Consider the following 18,197-nt stretch of genomic DNA (forward strand, 5'->3'; position numbering starts at 1 on the left):
CGTCGTGCTGGGCCCGAAACTTGACCGCATCGATCTGAAGATCCTTGCCATGTTGCAGCAATGCGGCCGCATCACCAATGTCGAGTTGTCGGACGCCGTGGGCCTCTCGCCCAGCCCCTGCCTCACCCGCGTCAAGCGCCTGGAAAGCGCCGGCTACATCACCGGCTACGGCGCGCACATCAATCTCAACAAACTGGGCGAATTCCTCACCGTCTTCACCGAGGTGACGCTCAGCGAACATCGCCGGGGCGACTTCTCGCGTTTCGAGATGCGGATCGCCAAGCTTGACGAAGTGGTGGAATGCCATCTCGTCAGCGGCGGCTACGACTACCTGCTCAAGTTCGTCGCCCGCGGCGTCACCCACTACCAGTCGATCATCGAACAGATGCTGGAAAGCGACTACGGGATCGAGAAGTACTTCAGTTACATCGTCATCAAGAGCCCCTTCATCAAGCATCACTTTCCGATCCAGAACCTGTTCGGCGAGTAGGTGGGCGGGACGGCATCGATGAACGACATTTCCGACCTGCTGCAACCGCTGATCGCCTTCCGCCGCGATATCCACGCCCACCCCGAACTGGGCTTCCACGAACATCGCACCGCCGCGCGCATCGCCGGGCAGCTCCGCGCCATCGGTCTCGATGTCCACGAAGGCATCGGCGGGACCGGCATCGTCGCGGTGCTGCGCACCGGCACCGGCACGCGCACGCTGGGCCTGCGCGCCGACATGGACGCATTGCCGATCGAGGAACGGACCAACGCGGCCTGGACCAGCACGATACCCGGCTGCTTTCATGGCTGCGGCCACGACGGCCACCTGGCGATGCTGCTCGGCGCGGCGCAAGTGCTCGCGCGCGATCCGGGGTTCTCGGGCACGCTCAACTTCATCTTCCAGCCCGCCGAGGAAGGCCTGGGCGGCGCGCGCCACATGATCGAGGACGGCCTGTTCCGGCGCTTTCCCTGCGATCGCGTCTATGCCCTGCACAACTGGCCGGGCCTGCCGGCGGGGACGATCTCCACGCGCCCGGGCGCGATCATGGGCGCCGCCGACAAGTTCTCCATCATGCTCGAAGGCAAGGGCGGCCACGCCGCGCTGCCCCACGATACGCCCGACACGATCCTGGCCGCCGCCAGCCTTGTCCAGCAGCTCAATACCGTGATCGGCCGCGACATCCCGCCCAGCGCCAATGCCGTGCTTTCGGTGACGGAGATCGCCGGCGGCCATGCCCATAACGTGCTGCCCGCAAGCGTGCGCATCGGCGGCACCGTGCGCAGCTTCGACCCGCAAGTGCAGGACCGCATCGAGCAGCGCATGCGCCAGATCCTGAAAGGCATCGAGGCTTCCTTCGAAGTGCGTGGGTCGCTCGACTACGATCGCTATTATCCGGCAACGATCAACGATGCCGACGCCGCCGCCGACGCGCTGGCAATTGCCGCCAGCGTCGGCCGCGCCGAACTCGCCCCCGAACCGGCCGCGACTTCGGAGGATTTCTCGTTCATGCTCCAGCAGCGGCCAGGCGCCTATCTCTGGCTCGGCCAGGGGCGAGGCGACGATCCGCCACCGCTGCACAATCCCCACTACGATTTCAACGACGACGTGCTGGAAACCGGCATCCGCCTGCACGTGGCGCTAGCCCGGCACTGGCTGCGCGACTGATACCAACATCTCTTGGAGCGAAACTCATCCTTCCCCCTCGTCGCCCGCGAGGCGACGAGGGGGAAGGGAAACGGGAGCTCGGTCAATGAGACTGGGAGGGTGTTGGCCCGGTGCGGCGCGGCAGTCGAACCATGGTGAAAAGCCCGAAATCGGAATCAAGACCCGCTCGTCCTGAGCCAGTCGAAGTGCGCCGCGCAGCGATCAGAACCAGAAGCGCACCCCGGTGACGACCGATACGGCCGAGGCTTTCTCGCCCTCCAACCGCGCATGCTCCGCCGTTCCGCCGAGCCGGCGTTCCCAGAACAGGCCGAGATAAGGGGCGAACATGCGCGAAACCTCGTAGCGCAGGCGCGCTGACAGTTCGATCTTCTCGAAGCCGGCGCCAATGCCCAGTTCGGGCACGTCCTGGAATGCGAAGTCGGCCTCCAGTTCGGGTTCCAGGACAAGGCGCTGGGTGATCCGCTGGTCGTAGGCGGCGGTCGCGCGGGCATGAACGTCACCCTTGTTCGAGACGAACAGCTGGCCCTGGACTTCGAACCAGTAGGGGGCCAGCCCCTGAATCCCGACCATCGCGTATGTGCGATCGGGAACCGGACGGAAATCCTGGCGCATCCCGACTTGCAGGTTGAACCAGGGATCGATCGCGTGGCGCCAGTAGCCGTCGACCTCGATATTCTCGGCCTTCCGGCCAAAGCCGCCCTCGCCCTGGAACGCCACGACCGCGCGGTCGATATCGCCGCCATACCAAGCCTCGCCCTCGAAACCGTAGCCGTCCTTGCCGGACCGGGCGCGGTATTCCAGTTGATCGACCCGCAGCGTGAACGTGGTGAAGTCCATGCCCTTGAGGACATCCTTCAAGGACTGCGCGACTTTCTCCGGCGGGTAGAAGGCATCGGCGGCACGATCGGTCGGAACCGGAGGGGGAGGAGCATCACCCGGCGTGTCGTCGGCCGCCGCCTCGGGCTCCCCGGCGTGGCCCATGTGCGCCGAATGATCCACGGGCTGATCCTGCGGGGCAGCGGCGGCAGGCGGCGCATGATCGCCATGGACTTCCTGCGCGAATGCCGGGCCGGCGCCGCTGCAAGCGAGCGCGACGAAGGCAAGACGGCGCATCAGCCCCGCCCCTTTTCGCGGCGGACGGTGACGATGCGCATCATTCCTGCATGCATGTGGAGCAGCATGTGGCAGTGGAAAGCCCAGTCGCCCTCACCGTCCGCGGTAAGATCGAACGAGACCTTGCCGCCCGGCAGTACGTTGACGGTATGCTTGCGGGGCCGGTGGCCGGGTTCGCCGATGACAAGCTCGAAGAAGTGGCCGTGCAGGTGGATGGGGTGCGGCATCATCGTATCGTTGATGAGGTTCACTCGCACCCGCTCGCCCAGCCGGAACGGGATCGGCAAGGTCCCTTCGGAAAGCGACGCGCCGTCCATCGACCACATGTAGCGTTCCATGTTGGCGGTGAGGTGGACGTCGATCTGGCGGCCGGGCCGGCGCGGATCGGGGTTCTGCTCCCGGGCGCGCAAGTCGGCATAAGTGAGCACGCGGTGATCGACGTTCTCCAGCCCGGTCGGCTTGTCGGCCAGGCGATCGGCGGGCATCGGCGAAAGCGTCGCCACGCCGGGCCCCAGCGGAACCTGCGGTGCCGCGCCCGGATCGCGCATCGACATGGAGTGTCCCTCCATGCCCTGGTTCGCCGGCTTGCTGAGGTCGATTACGCCGCCCTCGCCCATGTCCATCGCCGCCATGTCCATGCCCATGTCGCGCATGGTCAGCAGCGGGCGCTCGCGCAGCTTCGGGATCGGCCCGGCCAGGCCGATCCGCCGCGCCAGCGTGGCGCGCACCAGGCCCGAACGATCGATCGCCTCGGCGATGATCCCGTAGGCCATGTCCTCGCCGGGAGTGACGATGAAGTCATAGGTTTCGGCAATGGCGATCTGGACCTCGTCGGTCTCGACCGGCCGCACCGGCAGCCCATCGGCCGCGACCACGGTCAGCGGCAGGCCGGGGATGCGGAAGTTGAAATTGGTCATGGCCGAAGCGTTGATGACGCGCAGCCGCACCCGTTCGCCCGGAGCGAACAGGCCGGTCCAGTTTTCCGCGGTGCCGTGACCGTTGACGAGGAAGCTGTAAGTCGTCCCCGTCACGTCGGAGATATCGGTCGGGTCCATGCGCATGGCCGCCCATTCCAGCCGTTCCTTGAACGACTGGTCCTTGCCCGCGAGCAGGCCGGCAAGCGTCTGCTTCTGCCGGTTGAAATATCCGCCCATCAGCTTGAGGCGGCGAAGCTGTTCGTGCGGGTGGAGCGGGCTCCAGTCGGAGAGGACGAGCACGTGCTCGCGGTCATAGGCCTCAAGCGGGCCATCGGCGGGATCGATCACCAGCGGCCCGTAAAGGCCCACCGCTTCCTGCATGCCCGAATGGCTGTGATACCAGTAAGTGCCCGACTGGACGATCGGGAACTCGTAAGTGAAGGTCTCGCCCGGATCGATGCCCAGGTAACTGACCCCCGGCACGCCGTCCATCTGGAACGGCACCAGCAGCCCGTGCCAATGGATGGAACTCTGCTCGGCAAGGCGGTTGGTCACCGCGATGCGCACGGTCTGCCCCTCGCGCAGGCGGATGAGCGGCGCCGGCAGCGTGCCGTTGACCGTCACCGCATGGGCGGAGCGCCCGCCGGTCCCGAAATGGCTTTCGCCGATGGTGAGGGCGATTTCCCCTCCGGACAGCACTTCCGGCGAAGGCAGGCCCGGCGAACCGCTGCGCGCCCAGGCGGGAAACAAGCCACCCGCGCCCAGCGAGGCGGCCAGCACGCCGGATGCACCCAGGAAGCGGCGGCGGTCGAAGGAAGTGTGCGCGATCATCGAAGGGAACTACGCATGCGGCACCGTCAACCCTCAAGCAGTTTCGACAATTTCTGCCTGGCGCGGTAGATGCGGGTCTCCACCGCCTTGCGGCTGATGCCCAGCACCACCGCCGCTTCGTCCTGGGTCATACCTTCCACCGCGCAGAGCAACAGCGGTTCCTTGAGATTGGCGGGCAGCGCCGCGATGGCGGCCTCGATCCGGGCGACTTCCGCGTCCGAGGCAAGCCGGGCTTCCGGATCCAGGCCGGGGTCCACGATGCCGGCCGCCTCCTCGATCGGGCGGGCCAGTGTAAAGAAGCGGCGGACGGCGCGCCTTCGCCGCCAGTCGTGGCATTTGTTCACGGCGATGCGCATGATCCAGGTGCGGAACGGACGCGCGGGATCGTAGCGGCGCAGCGCGGCGAAGGCGGCGATGAAGCAGTCCTGGGTAATGTCGAGCGCCTCGCTCTCGTCTCCCACATAGCCCCGCACGAAGCGGAACACGGCCTCGCGGTGGTCAGCCATCAGCGCGCGGTAGCCGGACTGCCGCCCGGCAAGCGCGGCGCGGGCCGCTTCCCCGTCCCCGTCCCCGGACATGCCAGGCTACTCTTTCGGACGGCTGGTCAGCGCGCCGGCAACGGCCTGGTCGAATTGCCTCGCCTGGTCGGGGCGAAGCACCGCGCGCATGGCGAAGACATGGCGCAGCGTCGCCTTCTGCAACTCGCCCATGGCATGATGCGAGCGATCGACCGCCTTTTCCGCCGCCGGGCCATATTGGTGCTCATGGGTGATCGCCACCGCGAGATCGGCGTTCGCGGCCTGCAATTCGGCATCGAGCGACTTGCGCCGGGCGGCAAAGTCGGCCTCGAGCCTGGCGATCTGCCGTTCCTGCCCGGGATCGAGGTCAAGCTTTTCATGCATCAGGGCATGGAGGCGTCCGGTGCTGGTATCCGCATGGAACAGGCCCTGCCCGGCCCGCGCCGCGACCAGCGCGACAAGGAAGGCCACGAGCGCGACAAGGGCATAGCGCGCAAGCCCGCGCATCAATCGACCAACAGGCTGGAAGGCGCCGCGGCGGGCAGGCCCAGCAGCGGGTCCGCCGACCGGGTGTCCCCCGGATGGGTCCCGACCCCGGTCCATAGCCCGACCAGGCCGGCCACCACACAGGCCAGCGACACGCTGCGCAGCGAGGCCTGCCGATCGCGCAAGGTCGCGAGCCCGGTCAGCACCGCTTCATCTATCCCCTCCAGCCCGCCCGGCACGGGCCGAGCGCGCATGGCCGCCAATACCGTGTCCAGTTCCGTCATTTCCATCTCCTGCCGCATCCCCCCACACGGAAGGACGCGCTTGCTCTCGGGGATACGCGCGCACGGCGCCGATCCCTCGACCGTAGGCAACCCCCATCGGCAACCCTAGCGGATTTTTCGCGGGCGGCGAGGGATGGTTCGCCCGGCGGCGTATAGTCCCTATCTGCCGGCACCAGCCGGCCGCGCCAAGGAGAACCCTGATGCCCCGCCTTCCCCTCGCCTCCGCCCTGGCCTCGTTCGCCGCCCTGGCGCTGGTCGCCCCCGCCGCCGCGATGGCCCACCCCAAGCTCGTTTCGTCATCGCCCGCCGCCGATGCCAGCGTCGCCAAGCCGGCCGAGATTTCGCTGACTTTCAACGAAGCCTTGGTCGGCCCGCTTTCCGGCATCGACCTGGTGATGACCGGAATGCCGGGCATGGCCAACCACAAGCCGATGCCGATCACCGGCTTTGTCGCCAAGGCCGAAGGCAAGACCTTGAAGGTCAAGCTGCCCCGCCCGCTCCCCGCCGGGAGCTACACGCTGAAATGGCACGCGGTGGCCGCCGACCAGCACCGCATCGAAGGCAGCTACAACTTCACCGTCCGTTGAACTGGTGGCGGACGGCATCCTGATCGCGGCGCGCCTGCTGGCCTATGTCCTGCTGCTGCTGGCGGCGGGACTGCCGATCCATCGGCTGACCCAGGGACAGCGGACGGCGGGCGCCGGGCAGCGCAAGGTCCAGGCGGTGCTGGCGCTGGCCGCGATGGCGGTCACTTTCCTCTGGGCCGTGGCTTCGGTCGCGGTCATGGCGGCAAGCCCGATCGCCGCGCTCGATCCGGCGACGGTCCAGGCCGTGCTTGGGGCGACGCCGCTGGGCGGCGTGCTGCTGGCACGCTTCGCCGCGCTGGCGATCTTGCTGCTGGCGACGCTGGCTTTTGCGCGCAATGCGGCCATGGCCATGGCCGCCGGCGTCGCGCTGGTCACTTGCGCCTGGACCGGACATGCCGGCGCCGGCGAGGGGTTCACCGGCATGGCGCACCAGTTCTCCGACGCGGTCCACCTTCTCGCCGCCGCCGCCTGGATCGGCGCGCTGATGTGTTTCCTCGAGGAAACTTTTCGGGGCGGCGACAGTACCGGCAGGGTCCTGGCGCTTTCCCGCTTCGCGCGTGTCGGCACCGTGATCGTCACGCTGCTCGCCGTGACCGGGATCGCCAACGGCTTTCTTGTTACCGTGTCCGCCGGGTGGTCGCCGCGCAGTGCCTGGTCGCTGCTGATTGGGGCGAAAATCATGCTGTTCGTCGCGATGCTGGCGCTCGCCGCCGCCAATCGCTGGTGGCTGGTCCCGGCCCTGGCCGCGGGGCGTCCCGGCGCCCCGAAGCGCCTGGCCCGATCGCTGCTGATGGAAACCGCCTGCGCGATAGGCATCGTCGTCCTCGTCGCCTTGGCGGGCGTGCTCGATCCTTCCGGCGGATAACGGGCCGGCGGATGAGCGGGACCCGCCGCACGACCGCAGCGGGGCGGAAGGAAATTTGGCAGCAAATTCGGTTGCGCTGACGAAAGCGGCATATTGCTGGGCCGCCCGCGCCTATGCTGCCCACCGGATGCGAAGACCCACCGGCGGCCGATCACCCGGCCGGAAAATCGGATAAGGGACACCGAATGAAGCTCATGTCCTATTGGCTGGATACGGTCCCGGCCTTTGCCGGCGGGACCACGGCGCCCGTCGGCGGCAAGGCCGATGTCGTGATCGTCGGCGCCGGGCTGACCGGCACTTCGGCCGCATTGACGCTCGCGAAAAAGGGCGCGAGCGTCGTCGTCTGCGAGGCCGACGTCGTCGGCGGGGAGGCCTCCGGCCGCAACGGCGGCATGTGCAACAACGGCTTCGCGCAGGATTACCGGATCATGGCCGCGCGGTTCGGAAACGAGCAGGCGAACCAGCTCTACCGCGCCTTCGATGCCGGGGTCGACATGGTCGAGCGGCTGGTGCGCGAGGAGGACATCGACTGCAGCTTCGCGCGCACCGGCAAGCTCAAGCTCGCCGCGCGGCCCGAGCACTACGACAAGCTCGCCCGCACCCAGGAGGAACTCGCGCGGCAGGTCGATCCCGATACCCGCATGGTAAGCCGCGCCGAACTGGCCGGCGAAGTCGGCACTGATCGCTTCCACGGCGGATTGATCTTCGAGAAAGGCGCCGGCCTGCATGTCGGGCGCTTCGTGCGCGGCCTTGCCGATGCGGCGGCGCGGCGCGGCGTGCAGTTCCACGAAGCCACGCCCGTCACCGGCATTCGCAAGACCGGCGCCGGCACATACGAAGTCGCCACGCGGCGCGGAAAGATCGAAGCCGGGCAAGTGCTGCTCGCCAGCGGCATTTCAAGCGTCGGGCCGCTGGGATGGTTCCGCCGCCGCATCATCCCGGTCGGCAGCTTCCTGATCGCCACCGAACCGCTGCCGCCGGAACAGCTCGACCGGATCATGCCGCGCCGGCGCATGGCGACGGATACCAAGAACATCGTCAATTACTTCCGCGTCCTTCCGGACAATCGCCTGCTGTTCGGCGGCCGGGCGCGCTTTGCCGTGTCCGACCCGAAGTCCGACATGAAGAGCGGCGCGATCTTGCGCGAATCGATGCTGGACGTGTTCCCGGAACTCGCCGGCGCCCGGATCGACTATTGCTGGGGTGGAATGGTCGACATGACCCGCGACCGCCTACCGCGCGCCGGACAGCGCAAGGACGGGCTCTACTATTCGATGGGCTACAGCGGCCACGGCACCCAGATGGCGACCTACATGGGCACGGTGATGGCCGAAGTGATGGATGGCAACGTCGATCTCAATCCCTGGCGGGACTTCGACTGGCCCGCCATTCCCGGCCACTTCGGCAAGCCCTGGTTCCTGCCGATCGTCGGCGCCTATTACCGCCTTCAGGATCGCCTGAAATGACCGTCCGTGAAGCGGCCGATCCGATCGCCCACCTCGAAGCCGCTGGCCGGTTCGATCGCATCCTGGTCGGCGGACACTGGATCCTGCCGCTATCGGACAAGCGCGCGCCGGTGATCGATCCTTCGACCGAGGAAACCGTTGCCGAGATCGCGCTGGCCACGGCGGACGACGTGGACTGCGCCGCCGCCGCCGCCCGGGCGGCCTTCCCGCGCTGGTCCGCGACGCCGGCGGCAGAGCGCGCGCGGCTGCTGTCACGCGTCCACCAGCTGATCCTGGAACGCGCCGAACTCCTCGCCCAGGCGATCTCGCGCGAGATGGGCGCGGCGATTGCCTATGCGCGCGCGGCGCAAGTGCCCTTCGCGGCCGAACACGTGCGCGTCGCGGCGGAAAACCTCGCAAGCTATGCCTTCACCCGGATGCGCGGCACGACGGCGATCGTGCGCGAGCCGATCGGCGTGTGCGGCCTCATCACCCCCTGGAACTGGCCGCTCTACCAGATCACCGCCAAAGTCGCGCCGGCGCTGGCGGCGGGCTGCACGGTGGTGCTCAAGCCCAGCGAACTGTCCCCGCTCAGCGCCCTGCTGTTCGCGGAGATCGTGGACGATGCCGGCCTGCCCGCCGGCGTGTTCAACCTCGCCAACGGAACCGGACCGGAAGTGGGCGAGGCGCTTTCCTGCCATCCCGGGATCGACATGATCTCGATCACCGGATCGACCCGCGCCGGCGTGCTGGTGTCGAAATCGGCGGCCGATACCGTCAAGCGCGTGGCGCTCGAACTCGGCGGCAAGTCGCCCAACGTGATCCTGCCCGACGCCGACCTCGAACGCGCCGTCGGGCCGGGGGTGGCCGCGTGCTTTCGCAATGTCGGCCAGTCCTGCAGCGCCCCCACGCGCATGATCGTCCCGCGCGAGAGGCTTGCCGAAGTCGAACGCATCGCCGCGGCTACGGCGGCGCGGTTCGTCGTCGGCGATCCGCGCGACGAGGCTACCACCCATGGCCCGGTCTCCAACCGCGCACAGTTCGAACGGGTCCAGCACATGATCGGCATGGGCATCGCCGAGGGCGCGAAGCTGATCTGCGGCGGCACCGGCCGGCCCGAAGGATTGGAGCGCGGATTATTCGCGCGGCCCACGATCTTTTCCGAAGTCGCCTCCGGCATGGCGATCGCGCAGGAGGAGATCTTCGGCCCGGTGCTAACGATCATTGCCTACGACACCATCGACGAAGCGGTGGAAATCGCCAACGATACGATCTACGGCCTGGGCGCCCATGTGCAGGGCGCCGACATGGAGCAAGTGCGCGCCGTCGCCGGCCGCATCCGCTGCGGCCAGGTGCATCTCAACTATCCCGCCTGGGACCCCCAGGCCCCGTTCGGAGGCTACAAGCGTTCGGGCAACGGCCGCGAATTCGGGATCGAAGGGATGGAGGAGTTCCTCGAAACCAAGTCCATCCTGGGATACGCGGCGGCCTGAAGCCGCCCTGTATCCACCAGGTATCAGAGCGCGCCGACTTCCACTTTCGATCCGTCGATCAGCCGCGAGAGCCGGAACGGCGCGGGATCGATGCCGGGCGCGTCGTTGACGATCAGCTGCGCCGCGAGATAGCCGATCCCCGGCCCGACGCCGAAGCCGTGGCCCGAACAGCCCGCCGCCAGGAACAGGCCGCCGGCCTGCTCCACCGGCGAGATCACCGGCACCGCATCCGGCGTGCAATCGACGAAGGCGCCCCAGGCGCCGGCGATCTCGATCTTCGCCAGTTCGGGGAAAGTACCGCGGACATTGGCCATGATCTGGCGCACCAGCCTGCCCATCGGTTCGGGATCCAGCACGCGGTGCCGCTCGAACACGCGATCGTCGTTGGTAAGCAGCGCCGAGAGCGATTCGGGGCCCGAGAAGAAGGACTTGCCCACGCCCATCTGCACCGCCTTCAGGCGCTGGATGAACTGCGGCATGAATTCGCGGGCATAGCGAATGCCCTGCGGCGTCAGTTCCAGCGTGGCCCGGCCGCTGATCGCCAGCGTATAGCTGCCGTCGAGGCGGCGCGTCATCGCGAAATCCGGCGAATACAGCACTTCGCCGACATTGGCCGTCGGCTGTGTTCGCAAGGCGGTCTGGCGCACGCTGGCCTGCGGGAAGCGCACGCCGTGGGGTCGCAGGAAACGCGAAGCCCAGGCGCCGGCGGCGCAGAGCACCGCATTCGCGCGGATATAGCCCCGCTCGGTATGGACGCCCACGACCTGCCGATTGGCGATTTCCAGCGCGCGCGCGGCGCAATCCTGGTGGACCGTCGCGCCAAGCGCCCGCGCGCCTTCGGCCAGGACCGGCGCGGCGAGCGCGGGTTCGGCCTTGCCGTCCTCGGCCGCGTGCAGGCCGCCGACCCAGGCGCGGCGGGTCTGCGGCATGCGCCCGGCGGCCTCGGCGGCGGTGAGCATGCGGGTCGCGACGCCGAACTCCTTCGCCACCGGTGCCCAGCTTTCCCAGCCGGCGAGCATCTTCTCGTCATCGGTCGCGTAGACGAGCCCGCAGCGCCGGAAGCCAAGGTCCTTGCCGATCTCGCCGGCGAGCTGGTCCCACAGCCGCATCGAAAGCACCGAAAGCGGCATCTCGCGCGCGTCGCGGTTCTGCTGGCGGCACCAGCCCCAGTTGCGGCTCGACTGTTCGCAGCCGACGTGCCCCTTCTCCAGCAAGGCCACCGAATGGCCTCGCTTCGCGAGGTAATAGGCCGCCGCGCTGCCCACGATGCCGCCGCCGACGATCACGACATCGGCGGCGGCAGGCAGCCGCTCGTCACTGGGAATGCGCTCGACCGTGGGGGACATCTATGCGGAACCTCGTGCAATTGGGACGGAGGCCGGGAACTCCGCTTGTCGCCCTCATGCCATCGCCCTCTCGAAAGATTGCACTGAAAAGATGCGCGCATTCGGCAGATGCGCGGGGCCCCGCCCGTGATGCCCGGCGCTTCCCGCCCCCTCGGTTCGAGCGAGGCGCCCACCCGCCCGGGCGCGGATCGGCAGCATCTGCCGCCCCCGGCATCCGCCGGCGCCCGCTTTCCGCCGCGCGGCAGGCAAGTTCCGAATGAAATACCGCCGCGAATCGGCCACGATGCCAAGGCCGGAATTCACCGGCGATCGGGGCGGGCCCGGCAAGTCGGCCCGGCGGAAAAGGACAGTACAGGAATGGCAAACGCCGCTGTCATGGGACACGTGAACCTGGGTTCGGCTCCCCTAACCCAACCCGCCGCGCGCGTGCGCCAACGGCTCCAGAGCATCGACGCGCTGCGCGGCCTGGTGATGGTCATCATGCTGCTCGACCATGTTCGCGAGACCTGGTTTCTGCACATGCAGGTCACCGACCCGATGGACGCGGCGAGCGTGCCGCCCTCCCTGTTCTTCACCCGCCTCGTCACCAACTTGTGTGCGCCGGTGTTCGTCGCCCTGACCGGCCTTGGCGCCTGGCTTTACTGCCAGGGCCACGGCAAGGCTGAAGCCTCCGCCTTTCTCGTCAAGCGGGGCCTGTTCCTCATCGTGCTCGAAGTCACGCTCATCACGATGGCCTGGACATCGAAGCTGCCGCCGACGTTCTGGCTCCAGGTGATCTGGGCCATCGGCATGGCCATGATCGCCCTGGCCGCCCTGCTGCACCTGCCGCGCACGGTGCTGCTGGTCCTGGGCCTGGCGATCGTGTGCGGGCACAACCTGCTGGACCCGATCCACCTTTCGTCCGACAATCCGTTTTACGTGCCCTGGGCGATGCTGCACCAGCGCGACATCATCGCCCTGCCGTTCGGCCTGTTCGCCAAGACCACTTATCCGGTGCTGCCGTGGATCGGCGTGATATCGCTCGGCTTCGCGATCGGTCCCTGGTTCGGCAAGGGTTTCGACCAGGCCGTCCGCCAGCGGCGCCTGCTGCTGCTGGGCGCCGGCATGATCGCCCTCTTCGCGATCCTGCGCGCGCTCGACATCTACGGCGACAAGCCCTGGACCGCCAAGGATACGCCGCTGCAGACGATCATGGCATTCCTGGCACTGACCAAGTATCCGCCCTCGCTGCTGTTCCTGCTGCCGACGCTCGGCATCGGGGCCCTGCTGCTCTCGCAGTTCGAAAAGGTGCAGGGCCAGGGCTGGATGAACGCCCTGGCGATTTTCGGGGCCGCGCCGATGTTCTTCTACGTCATTCACCTCTACCTGCTGCGCGTGTTGTACTTCAGCGCCATGTTCATCTGGGGACCCAATCACGGGGAAACCTTCGGGGTCGACAATATCGGCTGGATCTGGGCCTGGTACGCGCTGCTGCTGCCGGTGCTCTACTTCCCCACCGTGTGGTTCGCGAAGCTGAAAGCGCGCCGCCAGGACATCGCCTGGCTCAAGTACCTCTGAAACGAGCCGCGCCGACGAACGTTCGCCCGACCGTGTCATCATGAATATTACAGTCCCGTAATCACCCATATCTTCCCGTACCAAGTCTCTCAATTGACAAAACGTCGAAATAGAGGAAATTCCCCCCGCCGCATCGAGAGAAGCGGGCACGTCCAAAAGGATTCGGCGTGCCCGATATTCGTCCATTTACGCTGGGAAGATTTACGCAGGTACGAGACGGACCTGTTCTTCCACGGCGAAACGGGCGTTCGCGAAGCGGGATGGGAGACGGGAGGGAACAATGGCCAGCTATCGGATCTTCGGCGAAAGCCTCGTTTCGGAAGACGAATTCGCCCGCAAGGGGCGCGAAATCCTGCAATTGGCCAGCGCTCCGAGGGAATCGGGCCTGCCTTCGGTAACGCTCGACGACAAGGCCGTCCTCTCTCCGTTCAGCTTCGCGCCGGACATGGCCGCCGCGCCGATCGAATTCCCGCCGGTCGGGTTCGGCAAGCCGATGACGATCGACATCCGCAGCGTCTATACCGGCCACGTGGGCTCCAGGCCCTTCCTGAGCAGAACCGGTGACATCGCCGTCGTTTCAGGCGTCAAGAACTGGAGCGAGTACAACGCCACCGCGCGCGCGCTCAACTGGGTGAAGAAGAAGACCGGCAAGCGCGCGCTGCTGGCCGGGCCTTCCGCCGTGCAGGAAGGCACCCGGGTCGTCGCCTATCAGAAGGCGATCGCGACCAGCCAGCTCATCGCCACTTTCGAAATCGTCGCCGCGCCGCCCGAGGACGACGTTCTCGACGAGATCGGCGCCGCCTTCTCGGCGGCGGCGGGCGTGCCGCTGTTCCTGCCCTATGCCGGGGCGCTGATCGCGGCGGGACAGATCGTTCCGCTCGCCGGCAAGCTGATGGACGCATTGACCGGCGGCCCCTCGCCCTGGTCGCAGACGGAGGAACTCACGGTCGACCTGCCGGGCTACCCGCCGCTGGCCGCCGACTTCCGCGTGGTCGCCCCCGCCACCTCCAACCTGCATGGGCTGAAATACAAGCCCAATGTCGGCCTGATGAAGGCAGACGGCTCGCTCTACGACGGCGACGAGCCTTACGTGGTGATCGCCATCTACGGCGGCGAGCGCGTCGAGCTGGAGGGCTTCACCCCGGCGGTGATGGCGGCCGACATGGCCAGGCGCTTCTACCCTTCGAAGACCGGGGTCGGCGCGGCGATCGGCGACGTCATGGAAATCGCGCAAGTCGCCTCGGACTGGAAATACCGCGGCGAGGCCCTGAAACTGAAGCCCAAGATCGATGCCCTGGGACAGGACGATCCCGAGCGCGCCAAGCTGCAGACGCGGTATGACGCGCTCGTCGCCAATATCAGCAACACCGATCTCACGCCGCATTGAGGGAGCCGGGCCATGTCCTATCGTGAACTCGGGCCGGGTGCCGGCTATTACCTGATCGCCTTCGACAAGGATGGCAACGAGCGCCAGGACGATCCCGACGGCCTGATGTCCGCACGGCTGATCGATGCCCTGGGATCGGGAACCTATACCGATGTCTTCCTGGCGAGCCACGGCTGGAAAGGCGATGTGCCGGCGGCGATCGACCAGTACGATCGCTGGTTCGGCGCGCTGCTGGCATTGGGGGACGATCTTGCGGCCGCGAAGGCGCGGCGTGCCGGCTTCAAGCCGCTGCTGATCGGCCTGCACTGGCCGAGCTTGCCGTTCGGGGACGAGGAATTCGGCGACGGCGCCTTTGCCGCGGCCGATCTGCCGGCAATCGATCTGGTCGAAAGCTATGTCCAGAAGCTTGGCGATACGCCGGAGATCCGCGAATGCCTGACCATCATCGCCGACGCGGTGAAGAACCAGGCGGGCGCGCTGCAACTGTCGCCGGAAGTGGCCCAGGCCTACCTCCGCCTCAACGACGCGCTGGGCCTCGGCAGCGGCGATCTGGATTCGCCCCCCGATGCCGACCGCGCTTCGTTCGATCCTGACGAAGCGCTCGGCACCGCGCGCGCCGCATCGTTCGGCATCGGCAACGTGCTGGGCAACCTGCCCTTGCTGATCCTGCGCCAGCTGTCGTTCTGGGCAATGAAGAAGCGCGGCCGGATGATCGGCGAGACGGCGTTTCACCCCCTGCTGCGCAAGCTGATGGACGCCGGCGCGGCGCCTCCCGATCACACGCGCTTCCACCTGATGGGGCACAGTTTCGGCTGTGTCGCGATCTCGTCGATGATCTGCGGGCCGCAAGGCAAGGGCCGGCTGCCGCGCGGCGTCGACAGCGTGATGCTGGTGCAGGGCGCGCTCTCGCTGTGGTCCTACAGCCCGGCCATCGCCCTGGCCGGCGGCAAGCCCGGCTATTACGCCCTGCTGCTGGACGGCGGGCGAGTCGCCGGGCCATTGGCCGTCACGCGGTCCATCCACGATACCGCCGTGGGCAAGCTTTACCCGCTGGCCTCCAAGGTCAAGGGAAGCGTGGATTTCGCGCCGAAGACCTTGCCCAGGTTCGGCGGGCTCGGCGCCTTCGGCGCGCAGGGCCTGGCGCCGGATCAGGCCGGGGGCCAGACAGGCCCCGAAGGCGCGATCGGCACGATCGCCGCCTCCTACGTCTTCGAAAGGGGCAAGCTCCACAATCTTGACGGCAGCAGCGTCATCCGGAAGGGCGGCGGCCTTTCCGGCGCACACAACGATATCGACGGTCCCGAAGTCGCCCACTTGTGGTGGGAACTGGCCCGCAACGCAGGATAGGAGGCTAGCCATGCCGCCACAAACGCCGCCGCAAACGCCATTGGGCGCCCCCAAGGAAATGCCCAGCCCCCTGCCCTTCTGCGTCGGCAAGACGAGCGGCGAGGCCTATCCCGCCGCCACGCCCGAAGAACTCGACCGGCATCTTTCCGCCCCGGTCCCGGCACCGAAGCGGACGCCCGCTTCGTTCAGCGGCGGCAAGGATTTCGCGATCGCCTCCGGGCTCGATCCGAACGACTTGCGCAGCGCCGGCTGGGGCGTGCTGTTCGGCGCGACCGTTTCCGACGCGATCAGGGACGCGCTGAAGCCGCTGCTGGACTGGCGCGCGCAACAGGCGGAGGCGAACTATCGCTGCTTCGACGGCAGCCAGCGATGCCGCGAAGGGCAGTCCGCCCGCTTGTGGGTGGCCGAGCAGAACGGCGATTTCCAGGCCGCCGACCCGCGCGACGGCTTGCCGTTCTATCTGCTGCTGGTGGCCGATCCGGCGGAAATTCCGTTCGAGTTCCAGTACGATCTCGATCTCAACTATGCGGTCGGCCGGCTCTGGTTCGACGATGCCGGGCATTTCGCCCGCTACGCGCGGAGCGTCGTCGAGCAGGAGCAAGCCGCCGCGGCGCGCCGGCCGCGCAGGATCGGCCTTGTCGCCACGCGGCATGAGTACGACCAGGCCACGCAGATGCTCCACGATCTCGTCGCCCGGCCGCTGAACGAGGGCACCGCCGCGCATCCGCCGATCGGCGCCCCGGCCATCGTCGATCGCGACTGCCTGCTGGGCCCGCAGGCGACCAAGCAGGCACTGCTCGACATGCTGGAAACGGGCGACGGCGCGCCGGCCATCCTGTTCACCGGTTCGCACGGGCTGGGGCTCGATGCGAACGATCCCGCGCTGATCGCCGAACAGGGCGCGATGGTCTGCGCGGACTGGGCGGGCGGCGGTCATGGGCCGATCACCGCCAGCCAGATCCTGGCCGGACGCGACATCTCCGCCGCCGCCCAGGTCGCGGGAATGATCCATTTCATGTTCGCGTGCTACGGCGGCGGGTGCCCGCGGTACGACAATTTCGCGCGCACCAGCACCTCGCCCGCGCAGATCGCCGACAAGCCCTTCATCGCCTCGCTCCCGCAGGCGCTGCTGGCGCATGAGAACGGATCGGCGCTGGCGGTCATCGCCCATGTCGAGCGGGCCTGGGCCTACAGCTTCCTGAACGAATTCGGCCAGCCCAAGATCGCGATGTTCCGCAACATCCTTACCGAACTGGCGAACGGCGCGCGCGTGGGCCAGGCGGTGGACGGCGCCAATGCCTATTGGGCCAATCACAGCACCCGGCTCGCCGAGCTTCAGTTCCAGGCGCAGAACGATCCGGACATCGACGCCGAGACCCTGGGCGCCGTCTGGATCGCCCGCGACGATGCGCGCAACATGATCGTGCTGGGCGATCCTGCCGTCCGCGCGCGGGTCTAGGCCCGTCCCCGGGAGGGTACGGATCGCCTCTCCCGCCCCCTTCCCGCCGCGCGCAATTGCGCCTAAAGCGCGCGTCATGAGCGATACCGTTTCCTTCGGCTACGAAGAGATCAGCCCCGAGGAGAAGGAGCAGCGCGTGGGCGCCGTCTTCTCCAACGTCGCGCGCAAGTACGACGTGATGAACGATGCCATGTCCGCCGGCATGCACCGGCTGTGGAAGGACAAGTTCGTGCGCCGCGTCAAGCCGCGCCCGGGCGAGCAGATCCTCGACATGGCGGGCGGCACCGGCGACATCGCCTTCCGCATGGAAAAGCTCTGCGCCGCGATCACCGTCGCGGACATCAACCAGGACATGCTCGACGTCGGCATCGAGCGCGCCATGGACCGGGGCATCGATACGCTGGTCTGGTCGCGCCAGAATGCCGAGGAACTCTCCTTCCCCGACCGCTTCTTCGATGCCTATACGATCGCCTTCGGCATCCGCAACGTGACCCGCATCGACAAGGCGCTGGCCGAGGCGTTCCGGGTGCTCAAGTACGGCGGGCGCTTCTTCTGCCTGGAATTCTCGACCACCGAATGGCCGGGCTTCAAGGAAATGTACGACGGCTATTCGCACAAGCTGGTTCCCCGGATCGGCCAGATGATCGCGGGCGACGCGGAATCCTATCGCTACCTGATCGAATCGATCCGCCGCTTCCCGCCGATGCCCGAATTCGAAGGCATGATCCGCAAGGCCGGGTTCAAGCATACCAAGGTGGAACCGATCATGGGCGGCCTGGTGGCGATCCATTCGGGCTGGAAAGTGTGAGTTTGCTTTTCGCACGAAGTCGCGAAGTCCGTCATTCCCCCTCCCGCCTGCGGGAGGGGCTGGGGGCGGGCTGGTTCGCGCTCGCCCCGGCGATCCC

General features: G+C 67.5%; 17 protein-coding genes. 11 read left to right on the forward strand and 6 right to left on the reverse strand.

What is annotated here, in order from left to right:
* Window positions 1-4: 4 nt before the first annotated feature.
* Both BM052_RS10670 and BM052_RS10675 read left to right on the forward strand, forming a co-directional pair.
* Window positions 5-490 carry an Lrp/AsnC family transcriptional regulator gene (locus BM052_RS10670; RefSeq protein WP_091146454.1) on the forward strand — a complete coding sequence of 162 codons (486 nt, stop codon included), beginning with the start codon at window positions 5-7 and terminating at the stop codon, window positions 488-490.
* A gap of 18 nt (window positions 491-508) precedes the next feature.
* Window positions 509-1,657, forward strand: a complete 1,149-nt coding sequence (locus BM052_RS10675) for a M20 aminoacylase family protein (RefSeq protein WP_091146561.1) — start codon at window positions 509-511, stop codon at window positions 1,655-1,657.
* Window positions 1,658-1,858: 201 nt separating this feature from the next.
* Here the strand turns inward: BM052_RS10675 and BM052_RS10680 are convergent, their stop codons facing one another.
* Genes BM052_RS10680 through BM052_RS10700 form a run of 5 tightly spaced genes read right to left on the reverse strand, consistent with a single transcriptional unit; the run spans window position 1,859 to window position 5,806 of the window.
* Complete coding sequence (locus BM052_RS10680) at window positions 1,859-2,770, reverse strand: copper resistance protein B (RefSeq protein ID WP_091146457.1); 912 nt, start codon at window positions 2,768-2,770, stop codon at window positions 1,859-1,861.
* Complete coding sequence (locus tag BM052_RS10685) at window positions 2,770-4,518, reverse strand: copper resistance system multicopper oxidase (RefSeq protein ID WP_091146459.1); 1,749 nt, start codon at window positions 4,516-4,518, stop codon at window positions 2,770-2,772. The genes BM052_RS10680 and BM052_RS10685 overlap by 1 nt, the downstream gene beginning before the upstream one ends.
* A 26-nt stretch (window positions 4,519-4,544) precedes the next feature.
* Entirely contained in the window at window positions 4,545-5,096 is a 552-nt protein-coding gene (locus BM052_RS10690; protein ID WP_091146462.1) for an RNA polymerase sigma factor, read from the reverse strand.
* 6 nt (window positions 5,097-5,102) lie between these two features.
* Window positions 5,103-5,543 carry a Spy/CpxP family protein refolding chaperone gene (locus BM052_RS10695; protein ID WP_091146464.1) on the reverse strand — a complete coding sequence of 147 codons (441 nt, stop codon included), beginning with the start codon at window positions 5,541-5,543 and terminating at the stop codon, window positions 5,103-5,105.
* Entirely contained in the window at window positions 5,543-5,806 is a 264-nt protein-coding gene (locus BM052_RS10700) for a hypothetical protein (protein ID WP_143084808.1), read from the reverse strand. Before BM052_RS10700 ends, BM052_RS10695 begins: the two co-directional genes overlap by 1 nt.
* A 200-nt stretch (window positions 5,807-6,006) precedes the next feature.
* Between BM052_RS10700 and copC the strand changes: the two genes are divergently transcribed.
* The 4 genes from copC to BM052_RS10720 all read left to right on the forward strand — a co-directional run bounded on the left by copC (window position 6,007) and on the right by BM052_RS10720 (window position 10,196).
* Window positions 6,007-6,393, forward strand: a complete 387-nt coding sequence (gene copC / locus BM052_RS10705; protein WP_091146468.1) for a copper homeostasis periplasmic binding protein CopC — start codon at window positions 6,007-6,009, stop codon at window positions 6,391-6,393.
* 4 nt (window positions 6,394-6,397) lie between these two features.
* Window positions 6,398-7,258, forward strand: a complete 861-nt coding sequence (gene copD / locus BM052_RS10710; RefSeq protein WP_091146471.1) for a copper homeostasis membrane protein CopD — start codon at window positions 6,398-6,400, stop codon at window positions 7,256-7,258.
* 185 nt (window positions 7,259-7,443) lie between these two features.
* Window positions 7,444-8,724 (forward strand): NAD(P)/FAD-dependent oxidoreductase, encoded by a 1,281-nt coding sequence (locus BM052_RS10715; protein ID WP_091146473.1) that lies wholly within the window; start codon window positions 7,444-7,446, stop codon window positions 8,722-8,724.
* Window positions 8,721-10,196: an aldehyde dehydrogenase family protein gene (locus tag BM052_RS10720; RefSeq protein ID WP_091146476.1), complete on the forward strand. Its 1,476-nt coding sequence runs from the start codon at window positions 8,721-8,723 to the stop codon at window positions 10,194-10,196. The genes BM052_RS10715 and BM052_RS10720 overlap by 4 nt, the downstream gene beginning before the upstream one ends.
* Window positions 10,197-10,219: 23 nt before the next feature.
* On the opposite strand, the gene BM052_RS10725 is transcribed toward BM052_RS10720, so the two are convergent.
* Window positions 10,220-11,542 (reverse strand): NAD(P)/FAD-dependent oxidoreductase, encoded by a 1,323-nt coding sequence (locus tag BM052_RS10725; RefSeq protein WP_091146478.1) that lies wholly within the window; start codon window positions 11,540-11,542, stop codon window positions 10,220-10,222.
* Between the two features lie 357 nt (window positions 11,543-11,899).
* Between BM052_RS10725 and BM052_RS10730 the strand changes: the two genes are divergently transcribed.
* From BM052_RS10730 to BM052_RS10750, 5 genes are all read left to right on the forward strand, one after another.
* On the forward strand, window positions 11,900-13,099 hold the full coding sequence (locus tag BM052_RS10730; protein WP_091146562.1) for an acetyltransferase domain-containing protein: 1,200 nt from the start codon (window positions 11,900-11,902) through the stop codon (window positions 13,097-13,099).
* A gap of 280 nt (window positions 13,100-13,379) precedes the next feature.
* Window positions 13,380-14,486: a hypothetical protein gene (locus BM052_RS10735; RefSeq protein ID WP_091146480.1), complete on the forward strand. Its 1,107-nt coding sequence runs from the start codon at window positions 13,380-13,382 to the stop codon at window positions 14,484-14,486.
* 12 nt (window positions 14,487-14,498) lie between these two features.
* Window positions 14,499-15,833, forward strand: a complete 1,335-nt coding sequence (locus BM052_RS10740; RefSeq protein WP_091146483.1) for a hypothetical protein — start codon at window positions 14,499-14,501, stop codon at window positions 15,831-15,833.
* Between the two features lie 10 nt (window positions 15,834-15,843).
* Complete coding sequence (locus BM052_RS10745) at window positions 15,844-17,292, forward strand: C25 family cysteine peptidase (protein WP_143084809.1); 1,449 nt, start codon at window positions 15,844-15,846, stop codon at window positions 17,290-17,292.
* 76 nt (window positions 17,293-17,368) lie between these two features.
* Complete coding sequence (locus BM052_RS10750; RefSeq protein ID WP_091146487.1) at window positions 17,369-18,100, forward strand: class I SAM-dependent methyltransferase; 732 nt, start codon at window positions 17,369-17,371, stop codon at window positions 18,098-18,100.
* Window positions 18,101-18,197 lie beyond the last annotated feature (97 nt).

Source organism: Novosphingobium sp. CF614 (genome assembly GCF_900113255.1).
Taxonomy (GTDB): Bacteria; Pseudomonadota; Alphaproteobacteria; order Sphingomonadales; family Sphingomonadaceae; genus Novosphingobium.